Here is a 16,158-nt window from a genome sequence, read left to right as displayed (position 1 = left end):
AGCGCCCAACGGAACCCGCACGACCGTCGAACCGCGGCACTGTAGAGGTTTCTAAAGCTAAACACGACCAAGGAACATCGTGGATGTTTCTCGCCGTTCAAGCCGCGTCTCGTCGTGTATCACCCAAGGTGTTCGCGCGAACCGCCGACCTGCCCGTCAAAGAAGCGTCCTGCCCGCAATGGAACTCTTGGCCGTCAATCGCATTATCCAGTCCGGGCAAAACGGGGGCGATATGGGGGTCACTGCAGGCGATCGTCAATCTGAACTGCAACGCTTCGAGCTGTTGGCGGCGCTGGGCGACCGGATTCGCGAGATTACTGATCCTGCCGAATTGGCCCACGCAGCCGCGGAACTGGTAGGGAGACATTTCGATGTCAGCCGAGCCGGATACGGCACGATCGATCTTGAGAAAGAAACCATCACGATCGAGAGGGACTGGAACGCGCCAGGCATCAAAAGCCTGGCTGGGACCCTGAATTTCAGGAACTACGGCTCGTATATCGAGGACTTGAAGCGGGGCGACACCGTTGTCTTCGAAAATGCCGAGACAGACCCGCGAACAAGGGATCATGCAGAGGCTCTCAAAGCCATCAGCGCCCAATCCGTCATCAACATGCCGGTTACCGAGCATGGCGGTTTGGTGGCGCTGCTGTACCTGAACCACTCCGCGCCCAGACGCTGGGCCAAGGAGGAGGTGGCGCTTATTTCGGAAGTGGCGGATCGGACGCGTACCGCCATAGAGCGGCTTCGCGCTGAGCGAGCGCTGCGTGAGAACGCCGAACGCCTGGCTTTTCTCGACCGTCTTGGAAGGGAGATTGCGCTCGCGGCCGACGCCGACGCCGTCATGGCGATCACCACTCGTCTGTTGGGCGAACATCTTGGCGTCTCGATTTGCGCCTACGCCGACATGGAGCAGGACCAGGACCATTTCACCATCCGTGGCGATTGGAGCGCACCCGGCTCGCCCAGCATCAGAGGGTATTACAGTCTTGCCGATTTTGGCCGCCTGGCGGTCACCAATCTCAGCGCCAATCGGCCGCTCATCATCAACAACAACCTCGAGGAAATTGCGCCCGAGGAGGCAAAGACCTTTCAGAACATCGGCATAACGGCAACCATCTGCATGCCCTTGGTAAAACAGGGCCGTCTGACCGCCCTGATGGCCATTCACGACAAGCAGCCCCGCGTCTGGTCACAGCGCGAACTGTCCTTGCTGACGGAGGTGACGGAGCGGTCCTGGGCTCACATCGAGCGCGTTCGCTCGGAACAGGCGGCCCGGGCCAGTGAGGAGCGCCTCCGGCTTGCCACGGACGCAGCCGCTATCGGGACCTGGGACTACGATCCCGTCACCAAGGCTCTGCGGTGGGATGACCGGTGCAAAGCCCTTTTCGGCCTCCCGCCAGATGCGGAGGTAACATATGAAAGCGCGTTCCTGGCGGGTATTCATCCAGAAGACCGGGCCCGCGCCGACGAGGCCGTACGCCAGGCGCTCGCGCCGGGCACGACTTCCCGCTACGACATCGAATATCGGACGGTCGGCTTGCACGACGGCAAGGAACGCTGGATTGCGGCAGCGGGCGAGTCGCTTTTCCAGTCAGGGCGCGCGGTCCGCTTCATCGGTACCGTCATGGATATCACCGCGCGAAAGCGGGTGGAGCATCAGCTTCAGATGATGAACGTCACCGCTGCCGCGGTAGCGGCCGAGCTCGACGTGGAGCGGATTGTTCAGACGGTAACTGACGCCGGCGTAGCGCTGTCGGGCGCACAATTCGGAGCTTTCTTCTACAATGTAATCGACGACAAGGGCGACAGCTACATGCTCTACGCCCTGTCGGGCGCACCTCGCTCCGCGTTCGAAAATTTTCCAATGCCTCGCAACACGGCGGTGTTCGACCCCACTTTCCGCGGGACAAGCGTGATTCGCTCCGACGACATCCTCGCCGACCCGCGCTACGGCAAGAACTGGCCCCGCAAGGGAATGCCGGAGGGCCATCTGCCAGTACGTTCCTATCTTGCGGTACCGGTTGTCTCGCGTTCGGGCGAGGTCCTGGGCGGCCTCTTCTTTGGTCATGCAGAGATCGGCGTCTTCGCCGAACAGCAAGAGAAGGCCTTGCTGGGGCTTGCGGGGCATGCCGCGACGGCAATCGACAATTCTCGACTATTCAAGGCGCTGCAGACGCTCAATGGCACCCTTGAACAACGTGTCATGGACGAAGTCGCCGAACGCACCAGAGCAGAAGAGCACCTGCGGCAGGCCCAGAAGATGGAAGCTGTCGGACAGCTGACCGGTGGCATCGCGCACGACTTCAACAATATGCTGGCTGTCATCATCGGCGGCCTGAACCTTGTGCAGCGCAAGCTCAGAAACGGCGATACCAACGTCCACCAGTTCGTGACCGGCGCGATAGATGGAGCCCAACGTGCTGCGGAACTTACCAAGCGGCTGCTTGCCTTCTCCCGCCAGCAACCCCTGGCGCCCAAGCGCCTGAATCCCAATCGCCTCGTCTCGGATATGAGTGAATTGCTGAGCCGGACGCTTGGGGAGCCCATCCAAATCGAGACCGTGCTCGCCGCGGGACTATGGCATGTGGAAGTCGACGCAGGGCAGCTGGAAAGCGCCTTGCTCAACCTTTGCGTCAACGCGCGGGATGCCATGCCCGCTGGCGGAAGGCTGACCATCGAGACATCCAATGCCCATGTCGACGACCGGTATGCGAGAGAAAACGCAATACCCTCCGGCCAGTATGTGATGATAGCTGTCACGGACACCGGAACCGGAATGACTGCCGACGTATTGGCCAGAGCCTTCGATCCGTTCTTCACCACAAAGGGGGTTGGCAAAGGCACCGGGCTGGGGCTCAGCCAGGTTTATGGATTTGTTCGCCAGTCCGGCGGCAGCGTCAAGATCTATTCCGAGCAAGGTATCGGAACCACTTTGAAAATCTACCTGCCGCGCTCGCACGGGGACGTGGTCGACAGCCAGGCCGAGTCCGTGGCGGGCGAGCACCCCGGCAGTGAGGACGAGATCATCATGGTTGTCGAGGATGAAGATCGCGTCCGGCTGATGGCTGCGGAGGCGCTGCGGGAACTGGGCTATTCCGTGTTGGAAATGCAAGGGCCGCGAGACGCGCTGGCGGCCGTCGCAAGCGGGCAAGTGCCGTCGCTTCTGTTCACTGACGTGGTCATGCCGGAGATGTCAGGGCGGGAACTGGTCGATCATGTCAAGAGCATGCACCCGTTGCTAAAAGTGCTCTACACCACCGGCTACACGCGAAACGCGATTGTTCACAACGGCACGCTTGATTTTGGAACGGAGCTTTTGACCAAGCCCTACACGATTGACGAATTGGCGGAAAAGATCCGTAAAGTGCTGGATCGCAAGTGAACGCTCACGGCCCGAGGCACACCTATCCCTCTCCGCTTCAATTGCTTTACGGAACGCCGCGCTTGGCGGAATTGGCGCATTCGCCAAGACAACTGCCGTACCGCGGACGCTATCGGGGCTTCATGCACCCATCAGTGAAACCTTTTCCCCACTCGCAGCTTGTTCGCGACACCGGAGGAATCGATCGTGTCAAGGCGAGATGGAGAGATGGGGGATCAACCGACCAAGAGGCGTCGTACACGTCCCTTGAAAGGCGAGGACGCGGAGGTCCGGCATGTCGTCGAAACGCACGACCTGTCGCCCGCTCAGGCAAGAGAGCTGGTACGTCGCCACGGCAACGATTGGCGCAAGATCGATGAGGCGGCGAAGTCATACAAGGACAGCGCCTGACGGGAGCCTCCAAGTCTCCCGGGAAGACGCTAAATCCTGAAAAGCCTATTTACAGCACGGCTGGTCTCGCCTGACAGGCTTGTTCGCGAGAGGCCGCGATTTCCAAGTGAAAACAAGAAAGCCCGCTGCCTCGGGGAGTGCAGCGGGCTATCGGCTAGGAGTTGAGGGGACATCTCCACGCTGGGGAAACAACAGTTCAACAGCGGATTGGTTCCAACCATGCTCTCTGTTCATTCGCTTCGCAATACGCGCCCGTGGCAAGGGAAGCCGACGCCTAATCTCTTTCCGTGCCCTGTTCATCATCAGAATGATCGATGAATTCCCCCTCTCGCAAGCTCATAACCGGGTATCAACCGCAAACTCAGGCAAGCCATGCTCCCGGCGTATTTGAATGCACCAGCAGCGGATCAGGACCATCATCAGGATTCTCGGCCCTCCCGCAGATGGATAGACGTCCCGGCCTCCGCCCTGGATCAAGGTGGCCCGGCGCTGCGCCTTCATCAAAAGTTGGGTCCGACATTTGCGGATGTCGGGATTGCCGATCAGCTGAAGAAAGTCGCGGCCCAATATTCCGAAAAAGCCGCCGTGCATGACGGCGTGAACCAACTGTCGTACTTCGAGCTTGCAACTGCCGTCGAAGTCCTGTCCCGCCGGATCGCTGCCGTCGTTCCCGAAGGGCAGCCGATCGGAATTTATCAACCAAACTCCGTCTGGTACATCGTTGCTGTCCTGGCGAGCATGGCGGCGGGAAGGATTTCGGTCCCGCTCAACGCCCGGGACCCAATCGCCCGTGTCAACGAGATCGTGGGCGTCGCGCGGCTCCGCGCCATTCTTGGCGTTGGAAACCGGCATGCGGGTTTACCCGAGGACATCCGGTGGATCGATGTGACTGTCAGCCCCGCGTCGACGGAGCGGCTGTCGTCAACGCAATTGCCTGCCGTATCCGTCGATGCACCGGCGATGGTTCTTTACACGTCTGGCAGCACCGGATCTCCGAAGGGCATAGTCAACAGCCAGCGCAGCCTGCTCTGGCGGGTGCATCAATATGCCGATGCGTGTCACATCAATTCCGACGATGTCTTCCTCCCCTTGACAGGGCCCGCCACCATAGCCGGATGTCGAGAAATCCTGACTTCGGTCCTGTGCGGCGCCACTTTGCATATGGTCGACGTGGAAGCGATCGGTCTGCGTGCGGTTCGCGAGCGAATGCAGCAGGTTGGCGCGACGCTTACTTACCTCGTGCCCGCGCTGCTTCGCGCCCTCATGGCCAATGCTCCCGCCGATGCGTTCGGATCGCTCAGGGTGGTCCGCGTCGGCGGCGAGAAAGTGCTTTGGACCGACATTGCCCTTTTGCGAAAGGCGATTCCTGCTCATTGCCTCGTACAGATCGGCTACTCGTCAACCGAGACGACCGGGTCACAATGGTTTCTGCCTCGCGTTCAACCAAAGCACCAAACGTCCGTGCCGGTCGGCCGGCTCTTGCCAGGAATAGCGTTTGCGATCGTCAACGAGGACGGTGACAGCGTACCGCGGGGTGGAAGCGGGGAACTCGTCATCAAGAGCCCCTACGTCTTGCTCGGCCACTGGGAAAACGGCACCGTCATTCCTGCCGAGGCGGATCCCGATGATCCACGTCAACGGATATTCGCTACCGGCGATCTCGTCCAATTGGACAATCGGGGCCTGCTGAGGATCGTCGGCCGCAAGGGGCGGCAGATAAAGATCAACGGTCGGCGCATCGAGCCGGCCGAAGTCGAAAGGATCCTGCGCTCCGCCTCGTCGGTCGAGGATGCGGTGACGATCGTGACCGAGGCCAACGAACTGGTCGCTTTCGCGATCCCCAGGAATTCCGCCGGTCCGGCCTTCGCCGACGACCTTCGCCAGCTGCTTGCAAAGACGCTACCGCCGCCACTGCGCCCGCTTCGGCTCCACAGGGTAGAGGATATTCCGCGCCTGGCGGGCGGAAAAATAGATGTGGCGAAACTCGGGAAAATGGATCTTCTGGCCAAGAAGCCTACCCAAGTTGCCGATCCACCGATTTCAGGCAGCGATCTCAAAGCCCATCAAGCAGTACAGAATGCCTGGACCAGGGTCCTCAACACGCGGGCAGCCGTCGGGCGATGGGATGAAGCGGGAGGGGACTCGCTGAAGCTGCTCCACTGCGTCATGGAGATCGAGAACGAAATCGGCCAGGAACTGGATCTTGAGGCATTTACCGTCGGGATGAGCGCCGAGGCGATGGTCAACGCGGTCGCGTCCGCACAAGGCGGCAATGCGCCCGGCCATGTGCTGGAGCATGATCGGCCTTTTCTCTTTCTGTTTCCGGGCTCCGTGGGCTATGGGCCTAGTCTTGCAGCCTTCGCCTCAGCCATGGGCGAAGTCGCGACGGTCCGGCCGATAAGATATCCCAGCCTCGCGACCATTCTCAGCGGCCAGAACGATCTTGCCGCCATGGTGGACGCCGCGCTTGAACAGATCAGCCGCATCCAGCCGTCGGGGCATGTAAGGCTTCTCGGCCACTCCCTCGGCGGAGCCGTCGCGTTCGAAGTTGCCGTGCGCCTGCTGAAAGAGGGAAGGTCCGTGAAGTTTGTCGGCATCCTCGACACCAGCCTGGCTGGCGAGCGGAGCCGTCCCTGGGAGACAATCACCCGCACCTTGCGTCGGGTCCGGTCCAACCGCATGTCACCCTATAGAATGGCTTGCCGTGTTTTGGCGAAGCTCACGGTCAAGGTCGGCCAGGAAGCTCGTCTTGCCCACGCCATCGACCACTTTTCCCGGGGACAATTCAACGCAACCAGCTTTCGCATCAAGCTGGAATTGCAGGAAGTCTTGCGTGCGCAGGCCTTCTTCCGTTGGTTGGAGCAGCCGAGAACGGTGCTCCCGATCACCGGAACACTGTTCCGTTGCGCGCGACCGGGAATGCCTCTTGCCATCGGGTGGGATCGGGTGTTCGCGGACCTGCAGGTCATCCCGATTGCTGGCAACCACATTGATCTGGTCGTCGAGCCTCACATCGGAGTCAATCGTCCGCTGATCGAGGAGGCGGTCGCTCGCACTTATTCGCCGGCCGAGTCTTCGACCATGAAAGGCAGCTTCGCGTGACTTCGCGGTTCGGCAAGGATGTTCTGGCACTGGATGCGGCCGCGGAGGTCGACCGCATCGTAGCATCCGTGCGCGAGCAGGTATTGGTCACGCTTCGCCGGCGCGGAGTGGTGGTCGGGCTCTCAGGCGGCATCGACAGTTCGGTGGTCGCATCCTTGTGCGTGGCTGCCTTCGGCAAGGACAAAGTGTTCGGGATCTTCATGCCGGAACGTGACTCGTCCGGGGACTCGCTGAGGCTGGGGCGCGTTATCGCCGGTCAGCTGGGCATCGACACCATCGCCGAGGACATTGCGCCGGCGCTCGACGCCATCGGTGCCTACAGCCGGCAGATGGAGGCCATTCGCACCGTTGTTCCGGACTACGGCGAAGGGTGGAAATGCAAGCTGGTGCTGACCTCGGTGCTGGAGAGCAAAGGCCTCAATATCACCCGTCTCACCGTTCAGGATCCCGAGGGGAAGATCGATACCGTGCGCCTGTCAGGAGCGGCCTATCTGCAGATAGTGGCCGCGACCAATTACAAGCAGCGCATTCGCAAGATGACTGAGTACTATCACGCGGACCGTCTCGGCTATGCGGTGGCGGGCACGCCTAACCGGCTCGAATATGATCAGGGTTTTTTCGTCAAGCAAGGCGACGGAATCGCTGACCTGATGCCCATCGTCCATCTCTACAAGACGCAGGTCTATCAACTGGCGGAATATCTCGGTGTGGACGGGGAGATCCGGCGCAGGCCGCCGACGACCGACACCTTCTCCATGGCGCAGAGCCAGGAGGAGTTCTATTTCGCCCTGCCCTATCATCAGACGGACCTATGCCTCTACGGCGTGAACCATGGCATCTGCGCCGATGATGTCGCGGATGTTGCCGGGCTGTCACCAGATGAGGTCCAGAAGGTCTTCAAGGATATCGAAGCCAAGCGTCGAGCGGCACGCTATCTGCACGCCCTGCCTTTGCCTTCGGTGCCAATGACGGTGGACTGACGGATGTGCGGGATCGCCGGAATTGTCGCGCTGAGCGCCACTGCCCCACCTCCTTCGCGGGAAGCGCTGTTGCATATGGTAGGCGCGCTCGCGCACCGCGGACCCGACGAGCGGGGGCTGTACCGCGACCGACGCGCGGGTTTGGCGCATGCCCGCCTGTCCGTCGTCGACCTGCTGCACGGCCAGCAGCCACTCGCCGACGTCAGCGGCCTGACATGGATCGTCTTCAACGGCGAAATCTTCAACTACGTCGAATTGCGCGACAAGTTGATCGCGCTTGGTCACCGCTTCCGTACGCGTAGCGACACGGAAGTCGTGCTCCATGCTTACCAGGCCTGGGGCCAGGCCGCCTTTGAGCGGATGAATGGTCAGTGGGCAGTCGCGATATGGGACTCTGCTGCCGGCCGACTGATGCTGTCGCGTGACCGCTACGGGATCTGCCCGCTGTATTATTGCGAGCACGCCGGCCGCGTCTTCTTTGCAAGCGAAGTCAAAGCCATTTTCGCCGCGGAAACAGCGATACCTCGCGCCTTTGATCCGGCAGGGATCGATCAGACGTTCACATTCTGGACGGTAATCCCGCCCCAGAGCGTCTTCGAAGGCGTCAAGGAACTGCAGCCTGGACATATCCGGCTCTATGAGGGTGGCGTGGCGCGGGAGACGGCCTTCTGGGAGCCGCATTATCCGCGGATTTCCGGTTCGGACCCTGAGTGGTTCACCGGCTCGTGCGACGATGCCGTCGAGGCGGTCCGCGGTGCGCTCGAAGCCGCGACGGCGCTGCGGATGGTGCAGGCCGACGTGCCGGTGGGCTGCTATTTGTCCGGTGGGCTCGACAGCTCACTTGTCGCGGCGCTTGGGAGACGTTTCGCGGGGGAGCGCTTCCAGACATTCTCCTTGCGTTTTGCCGACGCCGAATACGACGAGACCTATTTCCAGCGCCTGGTCGCCGCCGCGACTGCGAGCGAGCACCACGAGGTGGTGATTTCCCGCCGCGACATTGCAGCGGTTTTTCCCGAGGTCGTCTACCACGCCGAGCGGCCAATCCTGAGGACGGCCCCGGCACCGCTCTTCCTCCTGTCCAAGTTGGTCCGCGAGCGCGGCATCAAGGTTGTGCTGACAGGGGAAGGCGCCGACGAGATGTTCGCCGGCTACGACCTTTTCCGCGAAGGCAAGGTTCGCCGCTTCTGGGGGCGCCAACCTGCTTCGAGCCGGCGTGCGCGACTGCTCGAGCGACTCTACCCCTATCTGTCGCGCTCACCGGTGCACCAACAGGCCATGGCGCGACAGTTCTTCGGACGCGATCTTCATGCCTGCGACATGCCCGGCTTTGCACACGACACGCGCTGGCGCACCACGAGCGCCATTAAGCGCCTATTCTGCCCCGACATGCGCGGCGCCTCGCAGCACCGCAATGCGGTCTCCGAACTGCTCACCCCCCTCCCCGCCGAATTTTCGCGATGGAGCTTCCTTGCCCAGGACCAATATCTCGAAATCCGAACGCTGATGTCGGGCTACCTGCTCTCCTCGCAGGGCGACAGGATGCTGATGGCACACTCGGTCGAGGGGCGCTTCCCCTATCTCGACGACGATGTCGTGGCGCTCGCGAATTCGCTTCCTGACGCATACAAGCTGCGTGTCCTCGATGAAAAGCACGTGCTCAAGCGAGCGGCACAGCCGATCGTACCACCGCAGGTCGTTGCCCGCACGAAGCAGCCCTACAGGGCGCCAAACGCGCTTAGCTTCGTTGGCCATGATGCACCAGATTACATTCGCGAGGCACTGTCGGACACGGCATTGCGCGCGGCAAATGTCTTCGATCCGAAATCGGTGGCTATCCTGCTCGGCAAGTGCCGGTCCAGGGCCGGCGACGGCGATCTCTCCAACTCCGACAACATGGCACTGGTCGGCGTGCTGTCGACCCAGATTCTGCATCAGCAGTTCATCGCAAGCCGCCCGGGCGGAGCGGACAAAGCCAAGCTCAGGATCGACGTCGATCACGAGCGGCGGGAAAGGGTCCTGGCATGATCCACGGCGCCATACCACTTCTGCAGGACTACCTCATCCATTCCGCCGGCCGGCTTGGCGGCAAGATCGCGTTGGTGGCCGGCAAGCAACGCGTCACCTACGCGGAGATCGATGAGCGCTCCGACAGGATCGCGCATTTCCTGGCTGCGGCGGGCGTCGAGCGTGGTGACCGCGTCATGATCTTCGCCGACAACACGGTCGAAACCGTCGTCAGCTTCTGGGCGGTGCTCAAGGCGAGCGCCGTGGTCTGCATCGTCAACCCGCTTACGAAAAGCGAGAAGCTTCATTACCTGCTCAACGATTGCCTGCCAACGGCGCTGATCACGGACAGCCATCTGCACTCGATATTCTGCCAACCGTCGCGCGACTGTCACTCGCTGCGGGCGGTGATTGTTTCTGGGCCGATCGACGAGGCCGAGTTCAACCGATTGCCGCACGCCGTGCGGTGGGACACGATCGTCGAAAGACCTTCTGTTGCGCCGCCGCGTAAATCGATCGACATCGATCTCGCCGCCATCGTCTACACCTCCGGATCCACCGGCGAACCCAAGGGGGTCATGTTGACGCACGGCAACATGACTGCCGCGTGCACATCGATTGCCTCTTATCTGGAGCTGCGTGAAGATGAGGTGATCCTGAATGTCCTGCCCCTCGCCTTCGACTACGGGCTCTATCAGATGATCATGGCCTTTCGCACCGGCGCACGGCTCGTCCTCGAACGCTCCTTCGCTTTTCCGGCGCAGATCCTTCAGGTCATCAAGGACGAGCAGATCACAGGTTTTCCCGGCGTGCCCACAATCTTCGCGGCGCTTGCGGAGCTCAGATCGCTGAAGAGCACCGATTTCTCGAGCATTCGGTATGTCACCAATACGGCGGCCGCCCTGCCGCTCAAGCAGATTGCCATGCTCAGGGAGCTGTTTTCGGGCGCACGCATCTATTCCATGTACGGTCTCACCGAATGCAAACGCTGCAGCTATCTGCCGCCCGACGATCTCGGGCGAAAGCCCCTGAGCGTAGGCATTGCCATTCCCAATACAGAAGTGTGGATCGTCGACGAGGGTGGCAGGCGGGTCGGTCCGGGCGTCGTTGGCCAACTGGTAGTTCGCGGCGCAACGGTGATGAAAGGCTATTGGGGCAAGCCCGAGGCAACTGCAAGGAAGCTGAAGCCGGGGCCGCTGCCGGGCGAGCAGGTCCTCTACACGGGCGACTACTGCCGGATGGATGCGGAAGGCTATTTGTACTTCGTCGGCCGTGGTGACGAGATCATAAAATCACGAGGCGAAAAGGTCGCTCCCAAAGAGGTGGAAAGCGTGCTGATGGACGTCCCTGGCGTGAAAGAAGCCGCGGTCATCGGCGTCCCCGACGACCTCCTCGGACAAGCGGTCAAGGCATTCGTGGTCATCGAGCAGGGAAGAATTGTCGGCGAAAGGCAGCTCCTGATGGAGTGCCGGAAACGGCTGGAGAATTTCATGGTGCCAAAGACCATCGTAATCGTGCCCAGCCTGCCGATGACCGATACCGGAAAACTCAAGAAAGCGGCCCTGTCGTAGATTGTTTCAGATGCGCGATCGCAAGTCGCCTTTGCAATGGAGGATGGATTAGATGGATTCCATGATATCGGCCGCGGAAAGCGACGACATCCATATCAACCAGATCCGCAGCTTCCTGGCCTCGAATTTCTACATCGCGGACGTCAAGGCGCTATCCCTCACCGCATCATTGCTCGATCAGGGGATCGTCGACTCGACCGGAGTGCTCGAGGTGATCGGGTTCATCGAAGAGACTTTCGGCATCACGGTGGAAGACAGTGAACTCCTGCCGGAAAACCTCGATTCAATTCAAGGAATCGCGCGGTTCATCGTTCGCAAGAAGAAATGATCTGGCGCAAGAAGAAATGATCTGGCGCAACAAGCAATGATCTGGAAGGTCGGCCCGGTAACGGCCGAATGCAATCATGCCTGCCGCCTGGCCTCTGCCAGGACCACCCGCACTTCACCGGCATGGTTGGCGAAAGTGCGTATCTGCGCGTAGCCCTTGCTGCGCTCCAGAAGACTTATGACTTGGCGGTCCTGACCAAGCCCCACCTCGAACAGCAGGACGCCGCCTGGTCGGAGGTAGCGCAGCGCGTCCTTGACGACCCGCATATGAATGCTGAGCCCATAGGGACCGGCCGCGAATGCCTCTCGCGGCTCGAGCACAACCAGATGGCGGCGGTCACCCTCGAGGCGCTTCTCCGAAATGTAGGGCGGATTGCAGACGATGGCATGAAGCGTGCCGTCGAGCTCCAGTCTGGACACCCCTTCGAACAAATCACCCTGATGCACTGAAATCCGGTCGGTCAGGCCATGATGAACGACATTTCGCCGCGCCGCGTCGATACAGCCGTCGGTAAGGTCGCAGGCCCAAACTCGCGCGGATGGGATATGGCTAGCGATCGCGCAGGCCAGGTTGCCGGCGCCGCAGCACATATCGACCACACGCGGCGCCGGCAGGTCCATTGCGCGCAGAACATCTACTGCAATGGAGCCGAGCAGCTCTGTTTCCGGCCGCGGCACCAGCGCACCGGGCGCAACCAGGATCTCCATTCCCATGAAGATAATGCTGCCTTTGTTGTAAGCGCCGGCGACGCTGATCTCTTCGCTCACGACCGTTCTCGCAACGACATCGAAGATATTGCCGCTGCCGGCGGCGCCGGCAGGGATTGTTTATTGCACCGCCGCGCTTTCGAGCGCGCTGCTAAACTTGACCTCGATCGTATCACCCGGCGCCACCGCGGTATCCAGGTCGGCCGGCTGCTTGCGCCATTGCGCATCGACGGAGCGGATGATCGTCACCTGGGCCCGCACGGTTTCGCCGCCGATCGGCTGCGGCAACGCGGATGCTCCCTGCGGCTGCAATTTCTGGCTGACCGCGTGCAGCCTTGCAGTGATGTCGGCCAGGCGCGCGTGTGTATCCCGCAACTCGTTCAACAAACCGGCACGCCTCTGGTTGTCATTGCGCTCGATCTGCCTTGCAAGATCATCCTGCTGGCGCCGAGCCCTCATGAGTTCGACCGATGTTTCAAGCGCACGGCTCGAGGACAGAAGCACCGCGCGCCGGACATCGGCGAGCCGGTTGTTGGTCAGGTTGCCAGCCTTGAAGAGCTTGGTCACCTGCGCCAAATCCTCTTCATCGGCCTTGACTCCATCGGCTTCGTCCTGCTCGCGCTGGAGCAACGCCTGGACCTGGGTCGCTGCATCCTTGGCGCCCTTCTCCAGAAAGCTCTGCTCCTGCTCGAAATTGTCCAGCGAGAGCTTCAGCCCTTCTGCCTCCGCCTGCGCAATTTCGGTTGCAAGGGAAGAAGAGAGCGGAAAGCCCTGGGGGGCCTTCATGTCGAAATCGGGCTGTTTTTGAAGTTCGGCACGTATGCGCGCACTGTGGAAATAGTCCTTGATGTATTCTCCCCAGATCGTCTCATAATCGCGCTGCAAGTCCGTTGGGTCCGGCCCAGCCTGGTTCGCCCGTGCGCGCAAGAGGCTGAAGCCGCCGGCGACGGCTATCGCCTGCCGAACCGTCATGAGCGGACGAAAGGCTTGCTGCCCAGGAGCGAGCACTTCGCCAGTCACGTAGATTGGACGGTATTCAGCGACGATCGCCGTCACGTCGCCGGGTCTGACGACCGCCACCTGCTCACGGCCGTCCGGCATGCGTATGTGGTAGATCTTGGTCGGCAGGATCGCCTGCAAGCGCGTCTGAAGTTCGGACGGTGTCAGGCCGGCGACAGGCACCGTGCCCGCCTCGGCGAGAACGATGGTGCCGTCCATCTGCACCACCGCACGTTGCGTCCGCTCGGGAAGCGAGGTGATTGCGATCTCGATGGTGTCTCCGGGCGAAATTCGATAGATCGTCGCATCGGCTGCCGCAGCCATCGGCAGGGCGCAAAGCATCGCAAGTGTCGCAAGGAAGAATCGGCTAAGGTTGACCATTCGCGACAATCTCCTTCTTATTCTGGTTTTCGGGCCAGTCGACGCGGGTGACGAAGTCGTAAACCGGTCCACCGGCCACGCCCCAATTGCTGGACCAGATCACCTGTGTGCCGTCCGGCGAAGGTGACGCGTGCGTTTCGCTCCAGTAGTCGGAGGGCGCGTTGCGTGTCTGCACGATGCGCCGAACTTCGCCGCTGCCGTCGATGCGCAAGGCGATGACTTCCCGTGCATATGGTGCCCAGCCTGGGTTGGCCGATATCTCCTCAGGGTTGCCGCCATAGGTCAGGAAGACCCAGCCGGGCCGCTTCAGAGCACGCGACGATGCATGCTCTGCTTCGCCGTATCCGGTCAGGGAGGTCACCTTCCCATCGGACAGTCTTCGCTTGATTACGTGATACTTGTCGGGGCTGGATTTGCTGATGCCAACATAGACCTCGCTGCCGTCGTCATCGAGCGTAAGGTCTCCGTGGCCGGGGCGGTGATGGTCCGTCCACCTCTGTCGCAAGGTGCCATCGACACTAAGAATGGCCCTCTGCTCCGTGCCATCTGCTAGGTTTTGAAAGCAAAGGATGTTCGTGCCGAGCGGGGAGATAGTGCAGGAGCTGGTGGTTCCAGGAACCTGAGCGAGATCGATGTCCGGGAATTTGAATCGATCCGCGAGATCGAAGGCGAACACCACCGCTTTTCCATCGTCGCGGACAGCGCGGACGGCTATACGTTTGCCGTCACGGCTTGGATTGCCCTTCGACGGCCCGAATTGCAGATCGTGGTATTGAGCCGTGACGAAGACAACGTCTTCGTGGTCTGTCCTTGGCGCCCATATCGAGATCTTTCGATCCTCCACGCAGATCATCACGTCTGCGTCTCGAGGATGCCATTCGCATTCACCGCCTTTGTCGCGGTGGAATAGCGGAGCATATGTCTTGCCGTCGAGGAAGCACAGCCCGTTGCAGCCATTGGCCAGCACGAGCAGGCTCTGGTCCGCATTCCAGGCTTGAGCGCTCGAATAGCGATGGCTGCAATATTTCGTCCCACACACGACACCTCCCCCAAGTGCGCCTGGTTTGGTGATACGCATGAAATTCGTGCCGAATGCCGGGTCTGTCGCGGGACGCAGATAATCTGGGAGATCCATCGGCATTGGGGCGACGAACGTCGTGGACATGCTGTTTCCTTGGCTGTCGGCCGCCCGCAGCAGGACAGCAAAGGCGATCAGGAGCAGCGCCAATGGAAACGGGTAAAACCTCATGTCATGTAGCTCATTTCGCGGCGTACCCGACCTTCGCCGAGGCGCGCCCGCCACCAATCGATGGTTCTGGCCAAGCCGTGGCGCAAACTCGTTTGCGCAGTCCATCCGGTTTCACGTTCGAGCCGTGATAAATCGGCCAGCAGAGCGCGAACCTCGGAGTTTTGCGGCCGCAATCGACTCTCGTCGCGGTGGACGGGCTTCTTACAGTCGCTCAGCTCGAGCACGAGATCGAGCACGTCCGATATGGTCACGGCACGCTGGCTTCCAGCATTGTAGGCATGGCCGAATTCGAGTGTGGCTGAACCCGCCCTCAGGAAGGCAGCCGCTGTGTCCTCGACGAAGGTCAGGTCGCGGACCGGGCTGGTATCTCCCACCATGATCGAAACACATTTTGGATCGAGCGCCTGCCGGATGATTGTCGGTATTATGGCTCGTTCGCTTTGCCGCGGCCCGAATGTATTGAACGGCCGGAGGATCACGACGGGCAGGTCGAAGGATTTGGCATAGGACTGCGCCATCATGTCGGCGCCGATCTTGGACGCCGAATATGGCGATTGCCCCTGAAGAGGATGGGACTCGCTGATCGGCATGCTGAGCGCCGTGCCGTAAACCTCACTTGTCGAAGTGTGAATGATCCGTTCCGTCTCCCACTGGCGGGCCGCTTCAAGGACATTCAGCGTCCCCATGATATTGGTTTCCACATAGGACTGGGCGGCCGCGTATGAGTACGGGATCGCGATAAGCGCAGCGAGATGAAACACGACGGCTTGGCCGCGCACGATGCGGTTCAGGAATGCACCGTCGCGTACATCGCCTCGAACGAGTTTCAAATGACCCCGGATGTCGTCTGGCAGATCATCCAGCCACCCATGGCTGTCGAACGAATTATAGAGGGCCAATGCGGTCACCTCGGCACCGTTGCGGACGAGTGCCTCGGTCAGATGCGATCCTATGAATCCATCCGCGCCAGTGACCAGAACTCTCTTGCCATTGTAACTCATAACCAGGTGTTCCTTCTTTCACCTGAAGCGCTCCGGTTGCCGAGCGCGCAAACAGAAACAG

The 16,158-nt window shown here is 60.9% G+C and carries 11 protein-coding genes; 7 read left to right on the top strand and 4 right to left on the bottom strand.

Translation table 11 applies throughout. The features are described 5' to 3' along the window. The first annotated feature begins 178 nt into the window (after nt 1-178). From AC3CB8_RS11975 to AC3CB8_RS11945, 7 genes are all read left to right on the top strand, one after another. The gene (locus AC3CB8_RS11975) at nt 179-3,385 is read left to right on the top strand and encodes a GAF domain-containing protein (RefSeq protein WP_435053095.1); all 3,207 of its coding nucleotides are present in this window, start codon (nt 179-181) and stop codon (nt 3,383-3,385) included. Nucleotides 3,386-3,631: 246 nt separating this feature from the next. After that, nucleotides 3,632-3,775, top strand: coding sequence for a hypothetical protein (locus AC3CB8_RS11970; protein ID WP_023771442.1), 144 nt, complete (start codon nt 3,632-3,634; stop codon nt 3,773-3,775). 372 nt (nt 3,776-4,147) lie between these two features. Beyond that, nucleotides 4,148-6,877 (top strand): AMP-binding protein, encoded by a 2,730-nt coding sequence (locus tag AC3CB8_RS11965; RefSeq protein ID WP_352562830.1) that lies wholly within the window; start codon nt 4,148-4,150, stop codon nt 6,875-6,877. Then, on the top strand, nt 6,874-7,857 hold the full coding sequence (gene nadE / locus AC3CB8_RS11960) for an NAD(+) synthase (protein WP_023771444.1): 984 nt from the start codon (nt 6,874-6,876) through the stop codon (nt 7,855-7,857). The genes AC3CB8_RS11965 and nadE overlap by 4 nt, the downstream gene beginning before the upstream one ends. Nucleotides 7,858-7,860: 3 nt before the next feature. After that, nucleotides 7,861-9,882, top strand: a complete 2,022-nt coding sequence (gene asnB, locus AC3CB8_RS11955) for an asparagine synthase (glutamine-hydrolyzing) (protein ID WP_352562829.1) — start codon at nt 7,861-7,863, stop codon at nt 9,880-9,882. Beyond that, complete coding sequence (locus tag AC3CB8_RS11950) at nt 9,879-11,432, top strand: class I adenylate-forming enzyme family protein (RefSeq protein WP_023782488.1); 1,554 nt, start codon at nt 9,879-9,881, stop codon at nt 11,430-11,432. Before asnB ends, AC3CB8_RS11950 begins: the two co-directional genes overlap by 4 nt. 52 nt (nt 11,433-11,484) lie before the next feature. After that, the gene (locus AC3CB8_RS11945) at nt 11,485-11,760 is read left to right on the top strand and encodes an acyl carrier protein (RefSeq protein WP_015316399.1); all 276 of its coding nucleotides are present in this window, start codon (nt 11,485-11,487) and stop codon (nt 11,758-11,760) included. 74 nt (nt 11,761-11,834) lie between these two features. Here AC3CB8_RS11945 and AC3CB8_RS11940 read toward each other — a convergent pair whose 3' ends face one another. Genes AC3CB8_RS11940 through AC3CB8_RS11925 form a run of 4 tightly spaced genes read right to left on the bottom strand, consistent with a single transcriptional unit; the run spans nt 11,835 to nt 16,097 of the window. After that, a complete protein-coding gene (locus AC3CB8_RS11940; RefSeq protein ID WP_023771447.1) occupies nt 11,835-12,527 on the bottom strand; it encodes a N5-glutamine methyltransferase family protein in 693 nt (230 codons plus the stop codon). Between the two features lie 60 nt (nt 12,528-12,587). Continuing rightward, nucleotides 12,588-13,847 carry a polysaccharide biosynthesis/export family protein gene (locus tag AC3CB8_RS11935; RefSeq protein WP_023782489.1) on the bottom strand — a complete coding sequence of 420 codons (1,260 nt, stop codon included), beginning with the start codon at nt 13,845-13,847 and terminating at the stop codon, nt 12,588-12,590. After that, complete coding sequence (locus AC3CB8_RS11930; protein ID WP_023794769.1) at nt 13,834-15,096, bottom strand: hypothetical protein; 1,263 nt, start codon at nt 15,094-15,096, stop codon at nt 13,834-13,836. Before AC3CB8_RS11930 ends, AC3CB8_RS11935 begins: the two co-directional genes overlap by 14 nt. Beyond that, entirely contained in the window at nt 15,093-16,097 is a 1,005-nt protein-coding gene (locus AC3CB8_RS11925; protein ID WP_488377310.1) for an SDR family NAD(P)-dependent oxidoreductase, read from the bottom strand. Before AC3CB8_RS11925 ends, AC3CB8_RS11930 begins: the two co-directional genes overlap by 4 nt. Between the last annotated feature and the right edge of the window lie 61 nt (nt 16,098-16,158).

Source organism: Mesorhizobium sp. P160927, from assembly GCF_057766385.1.
Note: the sequence above shows the minus strand (reverse complement) of the source record. Positions and strands in the feature narration are given on the sequence as shown.